Annotated in this window: 18 protein-coding genes; 11 read left to right on the top strand and 7 right to left on the bottom strand. The window is 68.2% G+C overall.

Going from position 1 to position 17,865, the window contains the following annotated elements; all coding sequences use genetic code 11:
* Window positions 1-8 precede the first annotated feature (8 nt).
* The gene (locus EV647_RS19550; protein WP_134004891.1) at window positions 9-584 is read left to right on the top strand and encodes a DUF3090 domain-containing protein; all 576 of its coding nucleotides are present in this window, start codon (window positions 9-11) and stop codon (window positions 582-584) included.
* Window positions 581-1,375 (top strand): SCO1664 family protein, encoded by a 795-nt coding sequence (locus EV647_RS19545; RefSeq protein WP_134004889.1) that lies wholly within the window; start codon window positions 581-583, stop codon window positions 1,373-1,375. The genes EV647_RS19550 and EV647_RS19545 overlap by 4 nt, the downstream gene beginning before the upstream one ends.
* On the opposite strand, the gene EV647_RS19540 is transcribed toward EV647_RS19545, so the two are convergent.
* Window positions 1,372-2,070: a DUF6882 domain-containing protein gene (locus tag EV647_RS19540; protein WP_134004887.1), complete on the bottom strand. Its 699-nt coding sequence runs from the start codon at window positions 2,068-2,070 to the stop codon at window positions 1,372-1,374. The two genes, EV647_RS19545 and EV647_RS19540, sit on opposite strands and share 4 nt — an antisense overlap.
* Before the next feature lie 102 nt (window positions 2,071-2,172).
* Between EV647_RS19540 and mshC the strand changes: the two genes are divergently transcribed.
* Complete coding sequence (gene mshC, locus EV647_RS19535; protein WP_134004885.1) at window positions 2,173-3,393, top strand: cysteine--1-D-myo-inosityl 2-amino-2-deoxy-alpha-D-glucopyranoside ligase; 1,221 nt, start codon at window positions 2,173-2,175, stop codon at window positions 3,391-3,393.
* Window positions 3,394-3,456: 63 nt separating this feature from the next.
* Here mshC and EV647_RS19530 read toward each other — a convergent pair whose 3' ends face one another.
* The 3 genes from EV647_RS19530 to EV647_RS19520 all read right to left on the bottom strand — a co-directional run bounded on the left by EV647_RS19530 (window position 3,457) and on the right by EV647_RS19520 (window position 6,067).
* Entirely contained in the window at window positions 3,457-4,350 is an 894-nt protein-coding gene (locus tag EV647_RS19530) for a hypothetical protein (protein WP_134004883.1), read from the bottom strand.
* Window positions 4,351-4,360: 10 nt separating this feature from the next.
* Window positions 4,361-5,128 (bottom strand): L,D-transpeptidase, encoded by a 768-nt coding sequence (locus EV647_RS19525; RefSeq protein ID WP_134004881.1) that lies wholly within the window; start codon window positions 5,126-5,128, stop codon window positions 4,361-4,363.
* 99 nt (window positions 5,129-5,227) lie between these two features.
* Window positions 5,228-6,067 carry a polysaccharide deacetylase family protein gene (locus tag EV647_RS19520; RefSeq protein WP_134004879.1) on the bottom strand — a complete coding sequence of 280 codons (840 nt, stop codon included), beginning with the start codon at window positions 6,065-6,067 and terminating at the stop codon, window positions 5,228-5,230.
* 53 nt (window positions 6,068-6,120) lie between these two features.
* Between EV647_RS19520 and EV647_RS19515 the strand changes: the two genes are divergently transcribed.
* Window positions 6,121-6,483 carry a MerR family transcriptional regulator gene (locus EV647_RS19515; protein ID WP_134004877.1) on the top strand — a complete coding sequence of 121 codons (363 nt, stop codon included), beginning with the start codon at window positions 6,121-6,123 and terminating at the stop codon, window positions 6,481-6,483.
* Here the strand turns inward: EV647_RS19515 and EV647_RS19510 are convergent.
* Window positions 6,480-7,328 carry a PAC2 family protein gene (locus EV647_RS19510; RefSeq protein ID WP_134004875.1) on the bottom strand — a complete coding sequence of 283 codons (849 nt, stop codon included), beginning with the start codon at window positions 7,326-7,328 and terminating at the stop codon, window positions 6,480-6,482. The two genes, EV647_RS19515 and EV647_RS19510, sit on opposite strands and share 4 nt — an antisense overlap.
* Window positions 7,329-7,582: 254 nt before the next feature.
* Between EV647_RS19510 and EV647_RS19505 the strand changes: the two genes are divergently transcribed.
* From EV647_RS19505 to EV647_RS19475, 7 genes are all read left to right on the top strand, one after another.
* Window positions 7,583-8,236, top strand: a complete 654-nt coding sequence (locus EV647_RS19505; RefSeq protein ID WP_238177296.1) for an HAD family phosphatase — start codon at window positions 7,583-7,585, stop codon at window positions 8,234-8,236.
* Window positions 8,237-8,309: 73 nt separating this feature from the next.
* Window positions 8,310-9,878, top strand: a complete 1,569-nt coding sequence (locus EV647_RS19500; RefSeq protein ID WP_134004873.1) for an ABC transporter substrate-binding protein — start codon at window positions 8,310-8,312, stop codon at window positions 9,876-9,878.
* A 227-nt stretch (window positions 9,879-10,105) separates the two neighbouring features.
* Window positions 10,106-11,098: an ABC transporter permease gene (locus tag EV647_RS19495; RefSeq protein WP_134004871.1), complete on the top strand. Its 993-nt coding sequence runs from the start codon at window positions 10,106-10,108 to the stop codon at window positions 11,096-11,098.
* Window positions 11,099-11,155: 57 nt separating this feature from the next.
* Window positions 11,156-12,934 carry an ABC transporter substrate-binding protein gene (locus EV647_RS19490; RefSeq protein ID WP_133789166.1) on the top strand — a complete coding sequence of 593 codons (1,779 nt, stop codon included), beginning with the start codon at window positions 11,156-11,158 and terminating at the stop codon, window positions 12,932-12,934.
* Window positions 12,935-13,038: 104 nt separating this feature from the next.
* A complete protein-coding gene (locus EV647_RS19485) occupies window positions 13,039-14,052 on the top strand; it encodes an ABC transporter permease (RefSeq protein ID WP_134004870.1) in 1,014 nt (337 codons plus the stop codon).
* Window positions 14,049-15,122, top strand: coding sequence for an ABC transporter ATP-binding protein (locus EV647_RS19480; RefSeq protein WP_134004868.1), 1,074 nt, complete (start codon window positions 14,049-14,051; stop codon window positions 15,120-15,122). The genes EV647_RS19485 and EV647_RS19480 overlap by 4 nt, the downstream gene beginning before the upstream one ends.
* Window positions 15,123-15,139: 17 nt before the next feature.
* The gene (locus EV647_RS19475) at window positions 15,140-16,198 is read left to right on the top strand and encodes an ABC transporter ATP-binding protein (RefSeq protein WP_134004866.1); all 1,059 of its coding nucleotides are present in this window, start codon (window positions 15,140-15,142) and stop codon (window positions 16,196-16,198) included.
* Here the strand turns inward: EV647_RS19475 and EV647_RS19470 are convergent.
* Both EV647_RS19470 and EV647_RS19465 read right to left on the bottom strand, forming a co-directional pair.
* Window positions 16,192-17,361, bottom strand: coding sequence for a hypothetical protein (locus tag EV647_RS19470; protein WP_134004864.1), 1,170 nt, complete (start codon window positions 17,359-17,361; stop codon window positions 16,192-16,194). The two genes, EV647_RS19475 and EV647_RS19470, sit on opposite strands and share 7 nt — an antisense overlap.
* Window positions 17,358-17,864 carry a SigE family RNA polymerase sigma factor gene (locus EV647_RS19465; protein ID WP_134004862.1) on the bottom strand — a complete coding sequence of 169 codons (507 nt, stop codon included), beginning with the start codon at window positions 17,862-17,864 and terminating at the stop codon, window positions 17,358-17,360. Before EV647_RS19465 ends, EV647_RS19470 begins: the two co-directional genes overlap by 4 nt.
* Window position 17,865: the final 1 nt, after the last annotated feature.

The raw sequence follows: 17,865 nt of genomic DNA, 5'->3' as shown, positions 1-17,865 counted from the left end.
TCATAGGTATGGCGCGAGTTGTGCATTCCTTCGACGACCCCGAGCGGTTCGTCGCCGGCACCGTGGGGGAACCCGGTGCGAGGACGTTCTTCCTCCAGGCCCGGGCCGGGCACCGGCTGACGTCGGTGGCGTGCGAGAAGGAACAGGTGATGGCGCTCGCGGAGCGGCTCGACGTGATGCTGGACGAGGTCGCGCGGCGCTTCGACCGCGAGCCGGTCACGCAGACCGCGAGTGACGACACCGCACCGCTGGAGCAGCCGATCGAGGAGGAGTTCCGGGCCGGCACCATGACGCTGGCGTGGGAGGCCGACGCCGAGCGGGTGGTGATCGAGGTGTTCGCGGTCGTCACCGGCGAGCAGGCCGACCTGGAGGAGACCGACCCGGTCACCGCCGCGATGGAGTCCGACGACGCCGAGGTGTTCATCGTCCGGATCACCGAGGAGCAGGCCCGTGCGTTCGCCCGGCGGGCAGTCGCGCTGGTCGCGTCCGGACGCCCGAGCTGCCCGTTCTGCGGCCGGCCGATCGACGCCGACGGCCACATCTGCCCGCGGGCGAACGGCTACCGCAGGCACCTGCCGGAATGACGGTCAACCCCGAGCTCCTCGCTCTAGGGGAGTTGTCGCTGCACGGTCGCCTGGTCGCCGCGTCGAACGGTACGTACCAGGGCTCGGTCAGCCTGGACGGCGAGACCGCCACCGTCGTCTACAAGCCGATCGAGGGGGAGCGGCCGCTGTGGGACTTCCCCGACGGCACGCTCGCCCAGCGCGAGTTCGCGGCGTACGTCGTGTCCGAGGCTCTCGGCTGGTCGGTCGTACCGCCGACGCTGCTGCGCGACGGGCCGCTCGGCGAAGGCATGGTCCAGTTGTGGATCGACGAGGCCGAACTCGGACCGGGGGAGACCGAGTTGGTCGACATCGTGCCGCAGGGCCGCGTGCCTGACGGGTGGGTCGGTGTCCTGGACGCGCTCGACGGCCGCCACAACCCGGTCACGCTCGTGCACGCCGACAACGACGCGTTGCGGCGGATGGCCGTGTTCGACGCCGTGGTCAACAACGCCGACCGCAAGGGCGGCCACGTGCTGAACCCGGGCGACGGCCGGGTGTACGGCGTGGACCACGGCGTCACGTTCAACGCCGACGACAAGCTCCGTACGGTCCTGTGGGGCTGGGCCGGTGAACCCATCCCGCCCGGCCTGCTGGACGACGTACGGCGGCTTGCGGATCAACTGGCTGGTGGCCTCGGGCAACAACTGTGCGAGCTCGTCACGGCCGTCGAGCTGACCGCGACCCGGGAACGCTGCTCGACCCTGCTGAAGACCGGCACCTTCCCGTACCCGAGCGACGACTGGCCCGCGATTCCCTGGCCGGCGTTCTAGGCTTTCGGCTGCACGCCGACGTTGCCGACCCGGCCGAGTTCGTCGAAGTCGACGACGATCGTGCTGCCGTTCGGCGCCGTACCGCGGATCGAGTCCTGGCCCTCGTCGTACTGCAGGCCGAAATAGTGGAAGTAGCCGCGGACGACCTGCCGGTGATCCGCGGGGAACACGCTGATCGCGGTCATCAGCAGGCGCGGCGTGGCGATCGCGTCGAACCCGGCCTGCGGCAGTTGCTCGTCGGCGACGTGCAGGTACACGTGCCCGCGGCCCTCGTTGATCGCGGTCGACCAGACGCCACGGCCGCCGAGGACGGAGCCGGCGGTGATCGCGAGCGTGATCGCCGCCTGGGCCGGCTGCTCGAAGCCGCTCAGATCCGGGCTCTCGGTGGTGAACTCGCCGATCCCGTGCCGCTCGCCGAACTCACGGATCGCGAGCGTCGGGGCGACCGCGGGCGCGTCCGGCCCGAAGCCCGGGTTCGCCCAGCCCCACAGCCAGGTCCGGTCGAGTTCGGAGAAGCTGCCGAGCAGCGAGATCCCGTGGAGTACGCCGCGCTCACCGCCGAGCGTCCGCGCGTCGAGGTCGGCCTGCAGCGAGTCCGGTCCGACAACCTCGTTGAACAGGTCCTGTTGCTGAATCGCGGCCGCCGCGATCCAGGCGCCGTACGACTGGAGCTCGGGGCTGAAGTCTGTACTCATCGCTCGCGAGGCTATCCGCCGGCGGGGTGCACGCCGAGCTCCGGACCAAAGAGTGGAACCGTGTCGCGTCATTGAAAATCGGACTGGCATAAGCTCCGACACATGCAGGCGTGGACTCAACCAGACATCCCGGTCGTACCCGGGCCCGCCCGGCGGCTACGCCTCTACGACACCGCCTCGCGCGGCCTGGTCGAGGTGCCGCCGACCGACGGCGGGACTGCCCGCATGTACGTCTGCGGCATCACGCCGTACGACGCCACCCACATGGGCCATGCCGCGACGTACGTCACGTTCGACCTCATCAACCGCCTCTGGCGCGACGCCGGGTACGACGTCTCGTACACCCAGAACATCACCGACGTCGACGACCCGCTGCTGGAGCGCGCGGCCGAGACAGGCGTCGAGTGGACCGACCTCGCGGCGCGGGAGATCCAGCTGTTCCGCGACGACATGACCGCCCTGCGGGTGATTCCGCCGCAGCACTACATCGGCGTGGTCGAGTCGATCGACCTGGTCGCGAGCGCGGTCGAGGACCTGCGCCGCGCCGGCGCGGTCTACTCCGTCGACGGTGACCTGTACTTCGCCGTGAAGGCCGACCCGGCGTTCGGCGGCGTGTCGAACTACGACCGCGACACGATGCGCGAGCTGTTCGCGGAGCGCGGTGGCGACCCGGACCGCGAGGGCAAACAGGACCCGCTGGACAGCCTCCTGTGGCGGCACGAGCGGCCGGGGGAGCCGGCCTGGGACTCGGCCCTCGGGCGCGGCCGGCCGGGGTGGCACGTCGAGTGCTCGGCGATCGCGCTGAAGTACCTCGGGATGTCGTTCGACGTCCAGGGCGGCGGGTCGGACCTGATCTTCCCGCACCACGAGATGTCCGCGAGCGGTGCGCAGGTCGCAACGGGTCAGCACCCGTTCGCGCGCGCCTACGTGCATCAGGCGATGGTCGGTCTCGACGGCGAGAAGATGTCGAAGTCCAAGGGCAACCTGGTGCTGGTCTCGAAGGAGCGGCTCGCGGGCGCTGACCCGATGGCGATCCGGCTCGCACTCCTCACGCACCACTACCGGACGGACTGGTTCTGGATGCCGTCCGACCTCACCGACGCGCAGGCGCGCCTCGACGTATGGCGGGGTGCGGTCGGACGCGGCTCCGGGCCGGACGGAGCGGCTGCGGTGGACGCCGTACGGGCGGCACTGACCAACGACCTGGACAGCGCGGGTGCACTGGCTGCCGTGGACGCGTGGGCCGAGGCCGAAGGTGACGACCACGCGGCCCCCGCGCTGATTGCCCAGGCCTGCGATGCACTGCTCGGCGTGAAGCTCTGACAAGACTTGGGGAGGGTTTTGTGCCCGATTCGGCACAAAAACCTCCCCAGCTTCGTGCTTCGATCAGCCGGTGACCGGGTGGTGGGTCTTGACCGGGGTCGGGACCGGCGCGGCCGGCGGGGTGTTGACCTGGGCGGGCGCCTCGTGCGGCGGCTGCGGTTGCGGCTTGGGCTTCGGCTTCGCGGCCGGCTTGGCACAGGTCGCCGACGCCAGGTTGATGACCTCGGCCCCGCCGCCCAGGTTGATGCTCAGGCCGGTGATGGTGAACGCACCGTCCGAGTGCTTGCCCTGACTGTTGACCGTGATGCTCGCCAGCGGGTTGGACGGCAAGGACGCGCTCTGCTTCGTGCTCGGCAGCTTGACGGTCTGGCCGAGGAGCGTCAGCGAGCCGATGTCGACGCCGCCGTTGTCCCCGGAGCACCAGACGTTCAGCGAGTCGATGCCGAGCAGCGACTTCGGCGGGTTCAGCAGCAGGTTGCACAGGTCCGGCAGGTTCTTCACCGGCAGGTCCTTGGTGCTCAGCTTCGGCAACGGCAGACCGAGGTCGGGCAGCGCGATGTCCGGGAGCGGCAGGTTGTCCGCGCCGGTCTTCGGCAGCGCGGAGCACTGCTGCTTCAGCTCCGGCGGGATCGTCACCTGGCTCAGGATGTCGGGACCGACCACGACGTCGAACAGCTCGACGGAGGCCGAGTCGTTGCCCGCGGTCGCCGTACCGGCCCGGACCGAGATCAGCGGGTTCTTCGGGAGCTCGAGCGCGGACGTCGTCTGCCGCTTGCCGTCCAGCGATTCGGCGTACGGCGTCTTCGGGATCGGCACCTGCCCTTCGGCGCTCACGGCGTACGCCGAGGACGGGCGGGCCGCCGCGTTACCGACGGGGGCGCTCGCGACCAGGCTGAACGTCACGACCCCCGCCACGGCCGCAGCCGTCAGCACGGTCGGAGTCAACTGTCGTCGCATCGGATTCTCCTTATTTGCTGTCGATCAGGACGAGCGTCCCGAGCGGAACCTTCTGCAGGTGGGCGAGGGCGGTCTTCGGCACCCGGACGCAGCCCGCGCTGATCGCGGCGCCGAACACGTGCGGATTCGGCCAGCCGTGGATCGCGACCGTACCAGGTCCGCCACCGAACGTGTCCAAGGTCGGACTGTGCGCACCCAACGGCAGCACGATCGGCGACGCCGAGCGCTTGTGGTCGATGATCGAGCCGAGCAGGAACGTCCGCCCCGGCGGCGTCGGCGTCTTCGTCGCGCCGACCCCGGCCTTCCAGGTGCCGAGACTCTTGTTGTTCTCGAAGAGCTCGAGCGTCCGCGAACTGGTGTGCACGCGGATCAGGTACGACGAGGTGGCCCGGTCGAGCCCTTCGTCCTGGAGCCAGCCGGTGGACCGGTTGGGCTTGGAGGGGAGCAGGACCCGGACCCAGCCGTCGGTCTGCTCCACGACCGGCAGCCAGGTCGGCCCGAACTGGGTCGGGCCGATCTTGCCGAACGCGTCCGCGTCCGGGGAGCTGTAGAGCGCGGCCTCCGCGCGCGGGTGGACGACGAGCCCGGTGGTCCCGGCGAACGGCTCGGCGTCGAGCGGCGCGGTGGTGATCGTCGTCGCGGTCGTCGAGGCGGTCAGCGTGGTGAGGTCGACGGTCTCGTGCTTCTTGTTGCCGAGGATCCCGACCGCGGCGACCACGCCGAGCAGCACGAGCACGGCCAGCGCAGGAACCGAGCTACCGCCTCGCTCGTCGCGCATCCGATTGCTCCCCGTGGTCCCGGTGACGGCACGCCGTCACCCCCCAGTAGTCCGGACGAATATAAACCCACTGGTAACAACGCGCCACACCTCGCGGGGTTACGACGCCGCGTAGTGCTCCGCGATGGCGTCGCTGGTGGTCATCCAGACGTCCGGTTGCGCGCTGATGTACTCGAGGGCCAGGTCCAGGTACTTCGCGCGGAACGCCTGCCCGATGACGAACGGGTGCAGCGCGAGCGCCATCACCCGTCCGGTGTGGGCCGACTCGTCACGCAGTACGTCGTACTGGTCCTTCACCATCTGCAGGAAGTCCGGGCCGGTGAGGCCGCGGAGGAAGATGCCCAGGTCGTTGAGCTCGACGGTGTACGGGACGCTCAGCATGCCTGGGACGTCGAGGCGGTACGGCTGGTCGTCGTTGGTCCAGTCGAGGACGTAGCGGTAGCCGAGCTCCGACAGCAGCTGCGGTGTGTTGTGGGTCTCGGTGAGGGCGGGACCCATCCAGCCCTTCGGACGCTTGCCGGTGGCGGTCTCGATGGTGTCGGTGATCTCGGTGAGGATGCGTCGTTCGTCGTCGGGCTCGTAGCCGGTGTGCAGGGTGGAGTTGGTCGAGCCGTGCGCGAGCCAGGACCAGTCCCGTTCGACGCCGGCCTTGATGATCTGCGGGTTGTGCTCGGCAACGTCCGAGTTGAGCAGCACGCTCGCGCGGACGTCGTACCGGTCGAGGATGTCGATGGTGCGCCAGATGCCGACGCGGGCGCCGTACTCGCGCCAGCCGTGGTTCAACGGGTCGGGCTTGAGGTCGAGCGGCCAGATGCTGGTGGACGGCTGGTCGGGCAGGAAGTGCTCGATGTTGAGGCCGACGTAGAAGGCGACGCGCTTGCCGTCGGGCCAGGTCAGGCGCGGTCGTTCGGGAAGCGGGCTGTAGTCGTAGAGCGTCATGATTGGACGGTAAAGTCTGACATCAGTGTCAGGTTCAAGTCCGGAGGTCTGTCGTGCGGATCGGGGAGTTGGCACGTCGCACCGGCGTGAGCGAGCGGTCGTTGCGGTACTACGAGGCGCAGGGGCTGCTCGTGTCCGAGCGGACCGCGGGTGGGCAGCGTGAGTACGCCGAGCGTGCCGTCGACCGGGTGATCCTGATCCAGGAGTTGTTCGCGGCCGGGCTGCACAGCAAGAAGATCGCGCAGCTGCTGCCGTGCATGCGGGACCCGGACGGCGGCCCGAACGAGCGGGCCACGCCGGAGCTGGTCGTCGAACTGACCGCCGAGCGGGACCGCATCGACCAGATGATCGCCGACCTGGCCACGTCCCGGGCCGTCCTCGACGAGGTCATCGCCGCCGCGGCCCGCGAGCTCTAGTCGCCAGGGTGGTTCTTGTTGCGGCGTTTGAGGTAGCGCTCGAACTCGGCGGCGATCGCCTCGCCGGTGGCCTCCGGGAGGTCGGCGGTGTCGCGCTGCTCCTCCAGCGATTGCACATACTCCGCGACCTCGGGGTCCTCCTCGCTGAGCTCGTCCGCGCCGCGCTGCCAGGCGCGTGCGAGCTCCGGGAGGTCGCCTTCGGGGATCGCGAGGTCGAGGAGCGCCTCGATCTTGCTGAGCAAGGCCAGTGACGCCTTCGGGCACGGCGTACCCGCGATGTAGTGCGGGATCGCGGACCAGATCGACACGGCCGGTACACCGAGGGTGGTGCACAGGTCGGCGAAGACGCCGGTGATGCCGGTGGGACCTTCGTACGTCGACGGCTCCAGGCTCCACGCCGCGGTGAGTTCCTCGTCGGACGAGGTCGCGGAGACCGGGATCGGACGGGTGTGCGGGGAGTCCGCGAGCAGGGCGCCGAGGACGACGACGAGCTGTGCGTTCGACTCGTCGACGATCTCCAGCAGCTCCCGGGAGAACGCCCGCCAGCGCATGTTCGGCTCGACGCCGCGGATCAGCAGCACGTCGCGGCCGGTGTCGTCCGGGCGGGCCAGGTAGATCCGGGTGGTCGGCCAGGTCAGGTGCCGTCCGCCGTCCTCGTCGAGGCCGACCCGGGGACGGTTCACCTGGTAGTCGTAGTAGTCCTCGGGGTCGATCGCCGTGACGAGCTCGGCCTCCCACTCGTCGATCAGGTGGTCGACCGCTCCGGTGGCCGCCTCGGCCGCGTCGTTCCAGCCCTCGAACGCGGCGATCACGACCGGGTCCCTCAGGTTCGCGAGGTCTACCACTCGCAGGCCCCCTGTCGTCTCTGTAGCCAATCCGGTGCGGTCACCGGAAACCGGACTGCCCAGCCTACGTGCTCCGCCGTGTGCGCGTGCCTGGTTTCACCCCAGGCGGAACGTGTCGCCGCACCCGCCGCACCCTGTCCCAACCCCACCGGGGAGAATGAGCACCGAGACTTTGAGAACCCACCAACCATTTTCCGAGCGCGCAAGTGGTTGGTGGGTTCTCAAAGTGAGGTGATGAGGTAGAGGAGCTGTAGTTGCCGGCCCTGCAAGCGGTGCTGTGGGACATGGACGGGACGTTGGTCGACTCCGAGAAGGTCTGGGCGGAGGTGCAGCTCGAGCTGCTGGCCGAACTCGGCGCGACCTGGACGGTCGAGGACTGCATGACCTTGATCGGGAGCGACCTGCGTGACGCCGTACAGGTCTGGATGGCGCGGATCCCGGAAGGCGTGATCACCGCCGAGGAGCTGGCCGACCGGATGTTCTCGGCGGTGGTGGAGGCGCTCCGCAAGGAGGTGACCTTCCAGCCGGGTGCGCTCGAGCTGCTCCAGGCGCTGCGCAAGGAAGACATCCCGTGCGCGCTGGTGTCGGCGTCGTACCGGGTGATGATCGACGCGGTGCTCGAACACCTGCCGCCGGACCCGTTCGCAGTGGTCGTGGCCGGTGACGAGGTGACGCTGGGCAAGCCGAACCCGGAGCCGTACCTGACCGGTGCGGCCAGGCTCGGGGTAGACCCGGCGAACTGCGTCGTGATCGAGGACTCGATGACCGGCACCCAGGCCGGGTCGGCGGCCGGCATGTACGTCGTCGCCGTGCCGCAGTGGGTGTCGATCCCGGACGCGCCGCGACGGCTCGTGGTGAAGTCGCTGGAGCCGCTCACCCCGGAGTCCCTGCGCTCGCTGCTCCGTTGAGGAAGTACCGTCACTTGGTGCCCTCGGGGGCGTTGTCTTGTGGTGGGGTCGCGGGCTGGGGAAAGGTGAGACGGTGAGTGAGTGGGTGCGCCGGGTGTCGGCGGCCGTGGCGGTAGGCGCGCTGGGCGTGTCCCTGGCGGCCTGCGGTGAGCCGGACGACAACGCCCCGCACCCGGGGGACCCGACGCCGAAGCTGATGCTGCTGCGGCTCGCGACCACGGACACGATCTCGACGCTCGACCCGGCCGGGCCCTCCGACGTCGGCTCGCGGACCGTCCAGGCGAACCTCTACCAAACGCTGCTGACGATCCTGCCGGACAAGCCGACCCCGGTGCCGGACGCCGCGGACTGCCAGTTCGACTCGCCGACGACGTACACGTGCAGCCTGAAGGAGCACCTGACGTTCCCGAACGGTCACGAGCTGACCTCTTCGGACGTGAAGTTCAGCTTCGACCGGCTGGTCCGGCTCAGGACGCCCGGGGGAGCGGCGGCGCTGTTCTCCTCGGTGAAGTCGGTGAGTACGCCGGACGAGCTGACCGCGGTGTTCAACCTGACCAACCCGGACGCGCGCCTGCCGTACCTGCTGACCACGACCGCCGCCTCGATCGTCGACGAGGAGTCGTACCCGGCGAACAAGCTGCTCGACACGAAGGCGATCGGCAGCGGGCCGTACCAGCTGGCGGGATACAAACCGGGGACCGAGGTCACGCTGACGAAGTTCCCCGGGTACCACGGTCCGCGGGCGGCGCAGAACGACGGCGTGACGATCAGCCTGATGAAGGACTCGAACGCGCTCTACCAGGCGGTCACGACCGGCAAGGCGGACCTCGCGTTCCACGGGTTCGGCCCGAGTCTGCTGGACAAGCTGCGCAAGTCCGATCAGGTCCAGGTCGTCGAGACGGGCTCCGCGGAGATCCGGCTGTTCACGTTCCAAATGAAGTCGTTGCTGGCCCGCAATCCGGCCGTACGGCGTGCGGTGGCACAGCTGATCGACCGCCCGGCGATCGCGAAGAAGGCGTACGGCGACCACGTGTCGCCGCTGTACTCGGTGGTGCCGCCCGGCTACGGCGGACAGGCTGACGCGTTCAAGACGGAGTACAAGCAGCCGAGCAAGACGGCGGCCGCGGCGATCCTCAAGGAGGCGAACATCGCCGTACCCGTGCCGCTGACGGTCGGGTGGACGCCCTCGCAGTACGGCGTCGGCGCGAAGGCCGAGGTGCTGGAGCTGAAGCGGCAGTTGGAGGCGTCCGGCTTGTTCCGGGTGACGCTGCGGGGTGCGGAGTGGCCGCAGTACCAGGAGCTGACGAAGACTGCGACGTACGACCTGTACCAGGCCGGCTGGACTCCGTCGTACCCGGATGCGGACGACTACCTGACCCCGTTCGTGGCGATCGACGGCGAGTTCGTGAACGGCTACCGGTCGGCGGCGGCGACGAAGTTGCTGCAGCAGGAACGGACCGAGCAGAACGGTCTGAAACGCGACGACCTGATCGGACAGCTACAGGGAGTGATCGCGCGGGAGGCGCCGGTGATCCCGAGCTGGCAGGGACGCGTCGCGGTGGTCGCCGGCAAGGATCTGGAGAACCTCAAGACGGCTCTCGATCCGCTCTCGTTCCTGTATCTGTCCGGCCTTCGAAAGTGACACAAAGATGCCATGGCAGTAACGGTTCGCAAGGTGCTGACGACCGTGGGTGCGACGCCGTGGTTTACTGCGGAAAGTCCACGATACGGGACGATTTCCTGACGATCACGATCGGGCAACGCAGCACTTTCCGCGTTTGACTCCGGGCTGTAATGGCGGCAGGTTAAGGCGGCAGCCATTCCGGATTTCGTTCCGGTTCATCCGAACCAGGCAGGGGAACTCATCGCGTGAGCACGCCACTCGAGGTCGAGCCGGGATCATCCTCAGCGCAGCCCGAGGCGATCCTCGAAGGCGTCGGCAAGATCGAGGGCCGGTCGCTGTGGCAGATCTCGTGGATTCGGCTGAAGCGCGACAAGGTCGCGATCGCCGGCGGCGCCTTCGTCCTGCTGCTGATCCTGGTCGGCATCTTCGCGCCGGTGGTCTGCAAACTGGTCGGTGTCACCCCGAACGATTTCCACCAGGATCTGGTGGACCCGTCGCTGCAGACCCCGATCGGCAAGCTCGGCGGCGTCAGCTGGGACCACCCGTTCGGTATCGAGCCGGTGAACGGCCGGGACATCTTCGCCCGGATCGTGTACGGCGCCCGCATCTCACTGCTGATCGCGTTCCTGGCGACGCTGCTGTCGGTCGTGATCGGTGTCGCGATGGGGATCGTCGCCGGGTACTTCGGCGGCTGGGTGGACACGCTGATCAGCCGCTTGATGGACATCTTCCTGGCGTTCCCGCTGGTGCTGTTCGCGCTGGCGATGGTCGGTGCGATCCCGGACCAGATCTTCGGGCTGAAAGGCAACACCCTGCGGGTCGCGCTGATCGTGTTCATCATCGGCTTCTTCAGCTGGCCGTACATCGGCCGGATCATCCGCGGCCAGACACTGTCGCTGCGGGAGCGGGAGTTCGTCGACGCGGCCCGGAGTCTCGGTGCGCGCCGCCCGTACATCCTGTTCACCGAACTGCTGCCGAACCTGATCGCGCCGATCCTGGTGTACGCGACCTTGCTGATCCCGACCAACGTCCTGTTCGAGGCCGGCCTGTCCTACCTGGGCTTCGGTGTCCGCCCGCCCACGTCGAGCTGGGGCGACATGCTGTCCGGCGCGGCGAACTGGTACCAGGTCGACCCGATGTACATGATTCCGCCCGGTTTGGCGATCTTCGTCACCGTGCTTGCGTTCAACCTGTTCGGTGACGGATTGCGCGACGCGCTCGACCCGCGATCCCGGTAGGCGTTTCGCATCAACCAGGGAGCCTGGCTCTCAACGATTAAAGGGGTGCAACAAGAGATGAGATGGAATCGCATCACGACGGTAACAGCCGTCAGTGCGGCCGTCGCCTTGAGCCTGGTGGCCTGCGGGGGACCGAAGGCTTCCTCCGGAGGGTCGGGTGGCGGCAGCAGCGCGGCGACGCCCGAGTTCGACGCGGCCAACAACAAGATCTTCAATCCGAGCGACAAAAAGGGCGGCACGCTCCGGATGGCGATCACGGAGAAGTGGGACTCCACCGACCCCGGTGACACCTACTACGGCCTGTCCTGGAACCTCGTGCGGAACTACGTCCGGCCGCTGATGACCTTCAAGTCGGCACCGGGCAAGGAAGGCGCAAAGGTCGTGCCGGACCTCGCCGAGAAGCCGGGCGAGCCGAGCGACGACGCCAAGACCTGGACGTATCACCTCCGCAAGGGCGTCAAGTACGAGGACGGCACCGAGGTCAAGGCCAAGGACGTCATGTACGGCGTCGCCCGGTCCCTGGACAAGACCACACTGCCGAACGGGCCGACGTACTTCAACGACTTCCTGCTGGACGTCCCGAAGGACTACAGCGTCGCCAAGGACCCGCAGATGAAGCAGTTGTCCAAGGCGATGACGACGCCGGACGACTACACCATCGTCTTCCACCTGAACAAGACGTTCGCCGGCTTCGACTACTTCGCGCAGCTGCCGTCGACGGCGGGGGTCCCGCAGGCGAAGGACACCGGCACGAAGTACCAGCTGCACCCGATCTCGAGCGGCCCGTACAAGTTCGAGAGCAACGACGCGAACAAGGGCTTCACGCTGGTCCGCAACGACCAGTACGACCCGGCGACCGACCCGGACTCGGGCCGCAAGGCGCTGCCGGACAAGATCACCGTCGCCTACAACGTGAACGGCGCCGACATCGACAACCGGCTGCAGGCCGGTGACCTCGACGTCGACATCGCCGGAACCGGCGTGCTGGCCGAGACCCAGGCCAAGGTCCTCGCCGACCCGAAGCTGAAGGCGCACACCGACAACGTGCTGTCCACGCGCCTGAACTTCACTGTGTTCAACAGCCAGGTCAAGCCGCTGGACAACGTCGACTGCCGCAAGGCGATCCTGTACGCCGCCGACCACGAGGGCTACCAGCGTGCGTACGGCGGTCCGATCGGTGGCGACATCGCGACGAACCTGATGCCGCCGACGGTCGTGGGCGCGCAGAAGTTCGACGACTACGGCTTCGAGCAGGACAAGAACGGCAATCCGGCGAAGGCCAAGGAAGCGCTGACGAAGTGCGGTATGCCGAACGGCTTCAGCACCAACATCGCCTACCGTGCGGACCGGCCGAAGGAGAAGGCCGTCGCCGAGTCGCTGCAGCAGTCGCTGGCCAAGGTCGGCATCAAGCTGACGCCGAAGGGCTTCCCGACCGGTGACTACACCAAGCTGTACGCCGGCAAGCCGGACTACGCGAAGGCCAACGGCCTGGGCATGATCGTCTACAGCTGGGGTGCGGACTGGCCGGACGGTTTCGGCTTCCTCAGCCAGATCGTCGACAGCCGGGTCATCCGGGCCGCGGGTGGTAACACCAACCTGGGGATCCGGATCCCGGAGGTCGACCAGCTGATCGACAAGGCGCTGGCGACCACCGACGACGCCGCCCGCAACCAGATCTGGGTGGACGTCGACAAGAAGGTCATGGAGCAGGCCGGCGTGCTGCCGGGTATCTGGGCCAAGGGTCTGCTGTACCGCCCGGACACGCTCGCGAACGTGTTCAGCAACGACGGTCAGAACATGTACGACTACGCGAGCATCGGACTCGCACAGAAGTAGTAGTCGGCAGTCAGTTGCCCTGACCAACAATCACCAGTAGAGGTAGGTGAAGGCTGAGGGTGGCCGGTGATCAGCGATGATCACCGGCCACCACGCCGAGCACGGTGTTCGCATATCTAGTTCGCCGGGTGATCGGAGCAGTACTCCTGCTCCTCATCGTCACGGCCGTCACGTTCGCGATCTTCTTCCTCGTCCCGAGACTCGGTGGTGCCACCGCCGACGACCTGGCCGGGCGCTACGTCGGCAAGAGCGCGGGGCAGGAGCAGATCCACAACACGGCGGTCCGGCTCGGCTTCACCGACCCTCTCTACGTGCAGTACGGCCGATTCGTGAAAGGCCTCGTGGTCGGCCAGGACTACAACTACGGCACCGGCATCGAACGCTGCCCGGCACCGTGTTTCGGCTACTCGTTCCTGACCCAGCAGCCGGTCTGGCCGGACCTGGTGGCGCGAATACCGGTGACCGCGTCGCTCGCCGGCGGTGCGGCCTTCATCTGGCTCATCACCGGCGTCGGCACCGGCATCGTCTCGGCACTGAGACGTGGGTCGGTGCTGGACCGATCACTCATGTCGGTGGCGCTGGCGGGTGTGTCGCTGCCGATCTTCTTCACCGGTCTGCTGTCACTGTCGATCTTCAGTTACGGCCTCGGCTGGACCCAGCAGGGCGGCATCAACCCGCTCGACGAGACGAACCCGTTGTGGTGGGCGTACGACCTGATCCTCCCGTGGGTCACGCTGGCCTTCCTGTACGCCGCGGCGTACGCGCGACTCACCCGCGCCGGCATGCTCGAGACGATGAACGAGGACTACGTCCGGACCGCCCGCGCCAAGGGCCTCACCGAGCGGACCGTGATCCTGCGGCACGGGCTGCGGTCGGCGCTGACGCCGATCCTGACGATCTTCGGCCTCGACCTCGGTCTGCTGATGGGCGGCGCGATCCTCACCGAGACCACGTTCTCGCTGCCCGGCATCGGTCAGTACGCCGTGATCGCGCTGCGGGCCAACGACCTGCCGAAGGTGCTCGGAGTGACCCTGGTCGCCGCGTTCTTCATCGTGCTGGCGAACCTTGTCGTTGACCTCCTGTACGCCGTCGTCGACCCGAGGGTGCGAATCTCGTGAGTGAGCCGATCGAAGAAGTCCAGGACGCCCCGGTGCAGCGGGTGGAGCGCGGCGAGGCGTTCCTCGATGTTCGCAACCTGCAGGTGCACTTCCCGACCGACGACGGTGTGGTGAAGTCCGTCGACGGCGTGTCGTTCAAACTCGAGCGTGGCAAGACCCTCGGAATCGTGGGCGAGTCGGGCTCGGGCAAGAGCGTGACGAGTCTGTCGATCATGGGTCTGCACCCACCGGGGGTGGCCAAGGTCAGCGGCCAGATCTTCCTCGACGGCCAGGATCTGGTGTCGTCGAGCCGTGAAGAGGTGCGGCTGCTCCGCGGCAAGCGGATGGCGATGATCTTCCAGGACCCGCTGTCCGCGATGCACCCGTTCTACACCGTCGGGCGGCAGATCATCGAGGCCTACCAGGTGCACAACGAGGTGAGCAAGCAGGTCGCGCGCAAGCATGCGATCGAGATGCTCGACCGGGTCGGCATCCCGCAGCCCGACCGGCGCGTGGACGCGTACCCGCACCAGTTCTCCGGCGGCATGCGGCAGCGCGCGATGATCGCGATGGCGCTGTCCTGCGACCCGGACCTGCTGATCGCCGACGAGCCGACCACGGCCCTCGACGTCACCGTGCAGGCGCAGATCCTGGACCTGATCCGGGACCTCCAGCGCGAGTTCAACTCCGCGGTCATCATCATCACCCACGACCTCGGTGTGGTTGCCGAGCTGGCCGACGACATCCAGGTGATGTACGCCGGCCGCGCAGCCGAGTACGGCACCGCGGAGGACATCTTCGACCGCCCGCAGCACCCGTACACCTGGGGTCTGCTCGGCTCGATGCCGAGGATCGACCGGGAGCGCTCCGAGCGGCTGATCCCGATCAAGGGCACACCGCCGAGCCTGATCAACGTACCGAGCGGCTGCGCGTTCAACCCGCGCTGCAACTACGCGCACCTGAACGACGGGCTCAGCCAGACCGAGCGGCCCGAGCTGCTCGACACCGGTAACGGCCACCTGGTCGCCTGCCATCTCTCCCCGCAGAACCGCCGGCAGGCGTGGGAGACCGACATCAAGCCGAAGCTGTGAACGGGACCGGAAATGGGATGCGGACTGTGACTACTGCTGACACCGAATCGACTCCCGTCGTTCCCAAGATCGGCGAGGAGATCCTGTCGGTCGACGGCCTCGTCAAGCACTTCCCGATTCGCAAGGGCGTCCTGCAGCGCCAGGTCGGCGCGGTGCAGGCGGTCGACGGCCTGACGTTCAACGTGACCCGCGGCGAGACCCTGTCGCTGGTGGGGGAGTCCGGCTGCGGCAAGACCACGACCGGGCGGTTGCTGACCCGGCTGCTCGCGCCCACCTCGGGCAAGATCGTGTTCGAGGGGCGGGACATCAGTCACCTCGGCGAGGGGCGGATGCGTCCGCTGCGTCGCGACGTACAGATGATCTTCCAGGACCCGTACGGTTCGCTGAACCCGCGGCACACGGTCGGCAAGATCGTCGGCGCGCCGTTCCGGCTGCAGCACGTGAAGACCGAGCACGGCGTGAAGCGGGCCGTGCAGGAGCTGCTCGAGCTGGTCGGTCTGAGCCCGGAGCACTACAACAGGTATCCGCACGAGTTCTCCGGCGGTCAGCGGCAGCGCATCGGGATCGCGCGCACGCTGGCGCTGCGGCCGAAGCTGATCGTCGCCGACGAGCCGGTGTCGGCGCTGGACGTGTCGATCCAGGCCCAGGTCGTGAACCTGCTGGAGGACCTGCAGGAAGAGTTCGACCTGACGTACGTGATGATCGCGCACGACCTGTCCGTCGTACGGCACGTGTCGGACCGGGTCGCGGTCATGTACCTCGGCAAGATCGTCGAGCTGGCAGACCGCGTCGACCTGTACGAGAAGCCGATGCACCCGTACACGGTGGCGCTGCTGTCCGCCGTCCCGGTGCCGGACACCAAGCGGAAGGGCAAGCAGGAGCGGATCCGGCTGCAGGGCGACGTCCCCAGCCCGATCAACCCGCCGCCTGCCTGCCGTTTCCACACCCGCTGCTGGAAGGCGCAGGAGATCTGCAAGACCCAGGAGCCCCCGCTGATCGAACTGAAGCCCGGCCACCAGACCGCCTGCCACTTCCCGGAGAACGTGGAGGCACCCGCCGCCAAGGCCGATCAGTAGAGGTCGATGATCGGATTGCCGGTCGGCAACGCGAACGGCGCGATCCGGGGCGGCGTCGTACTGAAGGTCAGCCTGGAGAAGTTCGGTACGGCGACCTTCACGGCGCCGGTCGCGGCGGTGACGACGAGCAGATCCGTCTCCGCCGCCTTCGAGAACCGGCGCTTGCCCGCGGCAACGAACCTCTCGTCGTCGAGCCACTGGCCGAAGAACAGGCTGTCGTAGGCGTACGGCAGGCCGACCTGCCGCGCGGTTGCCACGTCGTACAGCGCGGGGCTCGCCCAGCCCGGCTCGATGCCCAGCAGCGCGTCTTCGGGCTCGGTCATCAGGTACTTTGCGGTCGGCGAGAGGAACGCCCTCTGGCCGGAGAACCTTGCCGGGGCGGTCGCCGACACGGTCTCCGCGATCGCCAGGCTCACGGCGGGTGGACGCTGCTCGAGCGGTTGCTGGAACACGATCTGCCCAGCCGTCACCGCGCGGACCGCGTTCGTCGAGACCTTGGCGATCCGTCTGCCCTGGTTCGTCCGGATGTCCCAGCGGTACGGGCCGTCGACCGTCCCGAAGTACGCCGTGTCGCCGTCGATCGCGACGACCTCTGAGCGGTACACGAGGCTCACGTTGGGCGGGATCGTGTTCCCGATCGCGGTCCGCACGAGTTCGCGATTCGCGGCGACGTCGTACACCACGGACTCGTAGCGGTCGTTGAAGCCCTCGACCCAGGCGACCAGGTTCCCGCGATGGTCCGCTGTCAGGCTCCAAGCGCTCTTGCCGGTCGAGCGGACGCCTGAGCGGTCAGCCACGTGGATGACATTGTCGGCGTTCAGGAACACGAAGCCTGCGTCGGTCTGGACGAACGCGGTCACCCGGTGCGGCGCCACCGAGATGACCTCAGAGCCGTAGTGGATCTCGCTGCCCAGTGCAAAGGTCGCGCGGCGTTGCGTGAACGGCCCGGGCCGGGCCGGCTGGGGTTGTTCGTTGCCGGGCCTCAGCACACTCGCTCCGCCCACGGCCACGGCCGCGGTCGCGACGGCACCGCCGAGGATGCCGAGCGTGCGCCGGCGGGCGGCCCGGTGGTTGCCGGCCGCAATGACGCCGTCGAGGTCGAGCGGCGGCGGCTCGGTGCCGGCGGCACGTTCGGCCAGCGTGTCTCTGAGGAGGTCGTTCATTCGGTGATCCCTGCCTTCAGCACGACGTCGGAGCCCAGGCGGGCCCGGAGCTTCTTCAGTGCGTCGGAGACCTGGCTCTTCACGGTCCCGACGCTGCAGCCGAGGATCTCGGCGGTTTGCGGTTCGGTGAGGTCTTCGTAGTACCGCAGCACCAGTGCGGCGCGTTGCCGCGGCGGGAGCTTCTGCAGTTCGCGCCACAGCCAGACCCGGGCGGTCGCGTCGTCGGCGCTGACAGGCTGATCGGGTACGTCGTCGTACGGCCGCTCCGCCCGCCAGGACTTCCGGCGCCACCAGCCGATCGCGGTGGTGGTGATCGCGCGGCGCGTGTATGCCTCGGCGTTGTTCGGATCGCGCAGACGGTGCCAGCCGACGTACGTCTTGACCAGCGCCTCCTGGACGAGGTCCTCGGCGAGGCCGCGGTCGCTCGTCAGCAGGTACGCGTACCGGAAGAGCGCGCCGTGTCTACTGGTCGCGAACTCGGCGAACCCGGTCGCCTCAGCCATC

It is taken from the genome of Kribbella sp. VKM Ac-2566, from assembly GCF_004366005.1.
Taxonomy (GTDB): Bacteria; Actinomycetota; Actinomycetes; order Propionibacteriales; family Kribbellaceae; genus Kribbella; species Kribbella pratensis.
The sequence above is the reverse complement of the archived record's forward strand: the minus strand, read 5'-3'. Positions and strand labels throughout refer to the sequence as shown.

Excerpts from the sequence above, each read along its gene's own strand:
- EV647_RS19545 (WP_134004889.1), top strand. The coding sequence starts at position 581 with ATGACGGTCAACCCCGAGCTCCTCGCTCTAGGGGAGTTGTCGCTGCAC.
- EV647_RS19530 (WP_134004883.1), bottom strand. The coding sequence starts at position 4,350 with ATGCGACGACAGTTGACTCCGACCGTGCTGACGGCTGCGGCCGTGGCG.
- EV647_RS19550 (WP_134004891.1), top strand. The coding sequence starts at position 9 with ATGGCGCGAGTTGTGCATTCCTTCGACGACCCCGAGCGGTTCGTCGCC.
- EV647_RS19465 (WP_134004862.1), bottom strand. The coding sequence starts at position 17,864 with ATGGCTGAGGCGACCGGGTTCGCCGAGTTCGCGACCAGTAGACACGGC.
- EV647_RS19490 (WP_133789166.1), top strand. The coding sequence starts at position 11,156 with ATGAGATGGAATCGCATCACGACGGTAACAGCCGTCAGTGCGGCCGTC.
- EV647_RS19470 (WP_134004864.1), bottom strand. The coding sequence starts at position 17,361 with ATGAACGACCTCCTCAGAGACACGCTGGCCGAACGTGCCGCCGGCACC.
- EV647_RS19525 (WP_134004881.1), bottom strand. The coding sequence starts at position 5,128 with ATGCGCGACGAGCGAGGCGGTAGCTCGGTTCCTGCGCTGGCCGTGCTC.
- EV647_RS19540 (WP_134004887.1), bottom strand. The coding sequence starts at position 2,070 with ATGAGTACAGACTTCAGCCCCGAGCTCCAGTCGTACGGCGCCTGGATC.
- EV647_RS19475 (WP_134004866.1), top strand. The coding sequence starts at position 15,140 with ATGCGGACTGTGACTACTGCTGACACCGAATCGACTCCCGTCGTTCCC.
- EV647_RS19520 (WP_134004879.1), bottom strand. The coding sequence starts at position 6,067 with ATGACGCTCTACGACTACAGCCCGCTTCCCGAACGACCGCGCCTGACC.
- mshC (WP_134004885.1), top strand. The coding sequence starts at position 2,173 with ATGCAGGCGTGGACTCAACCAGACATCCCGGTCGTACCCGGGCCCGCC.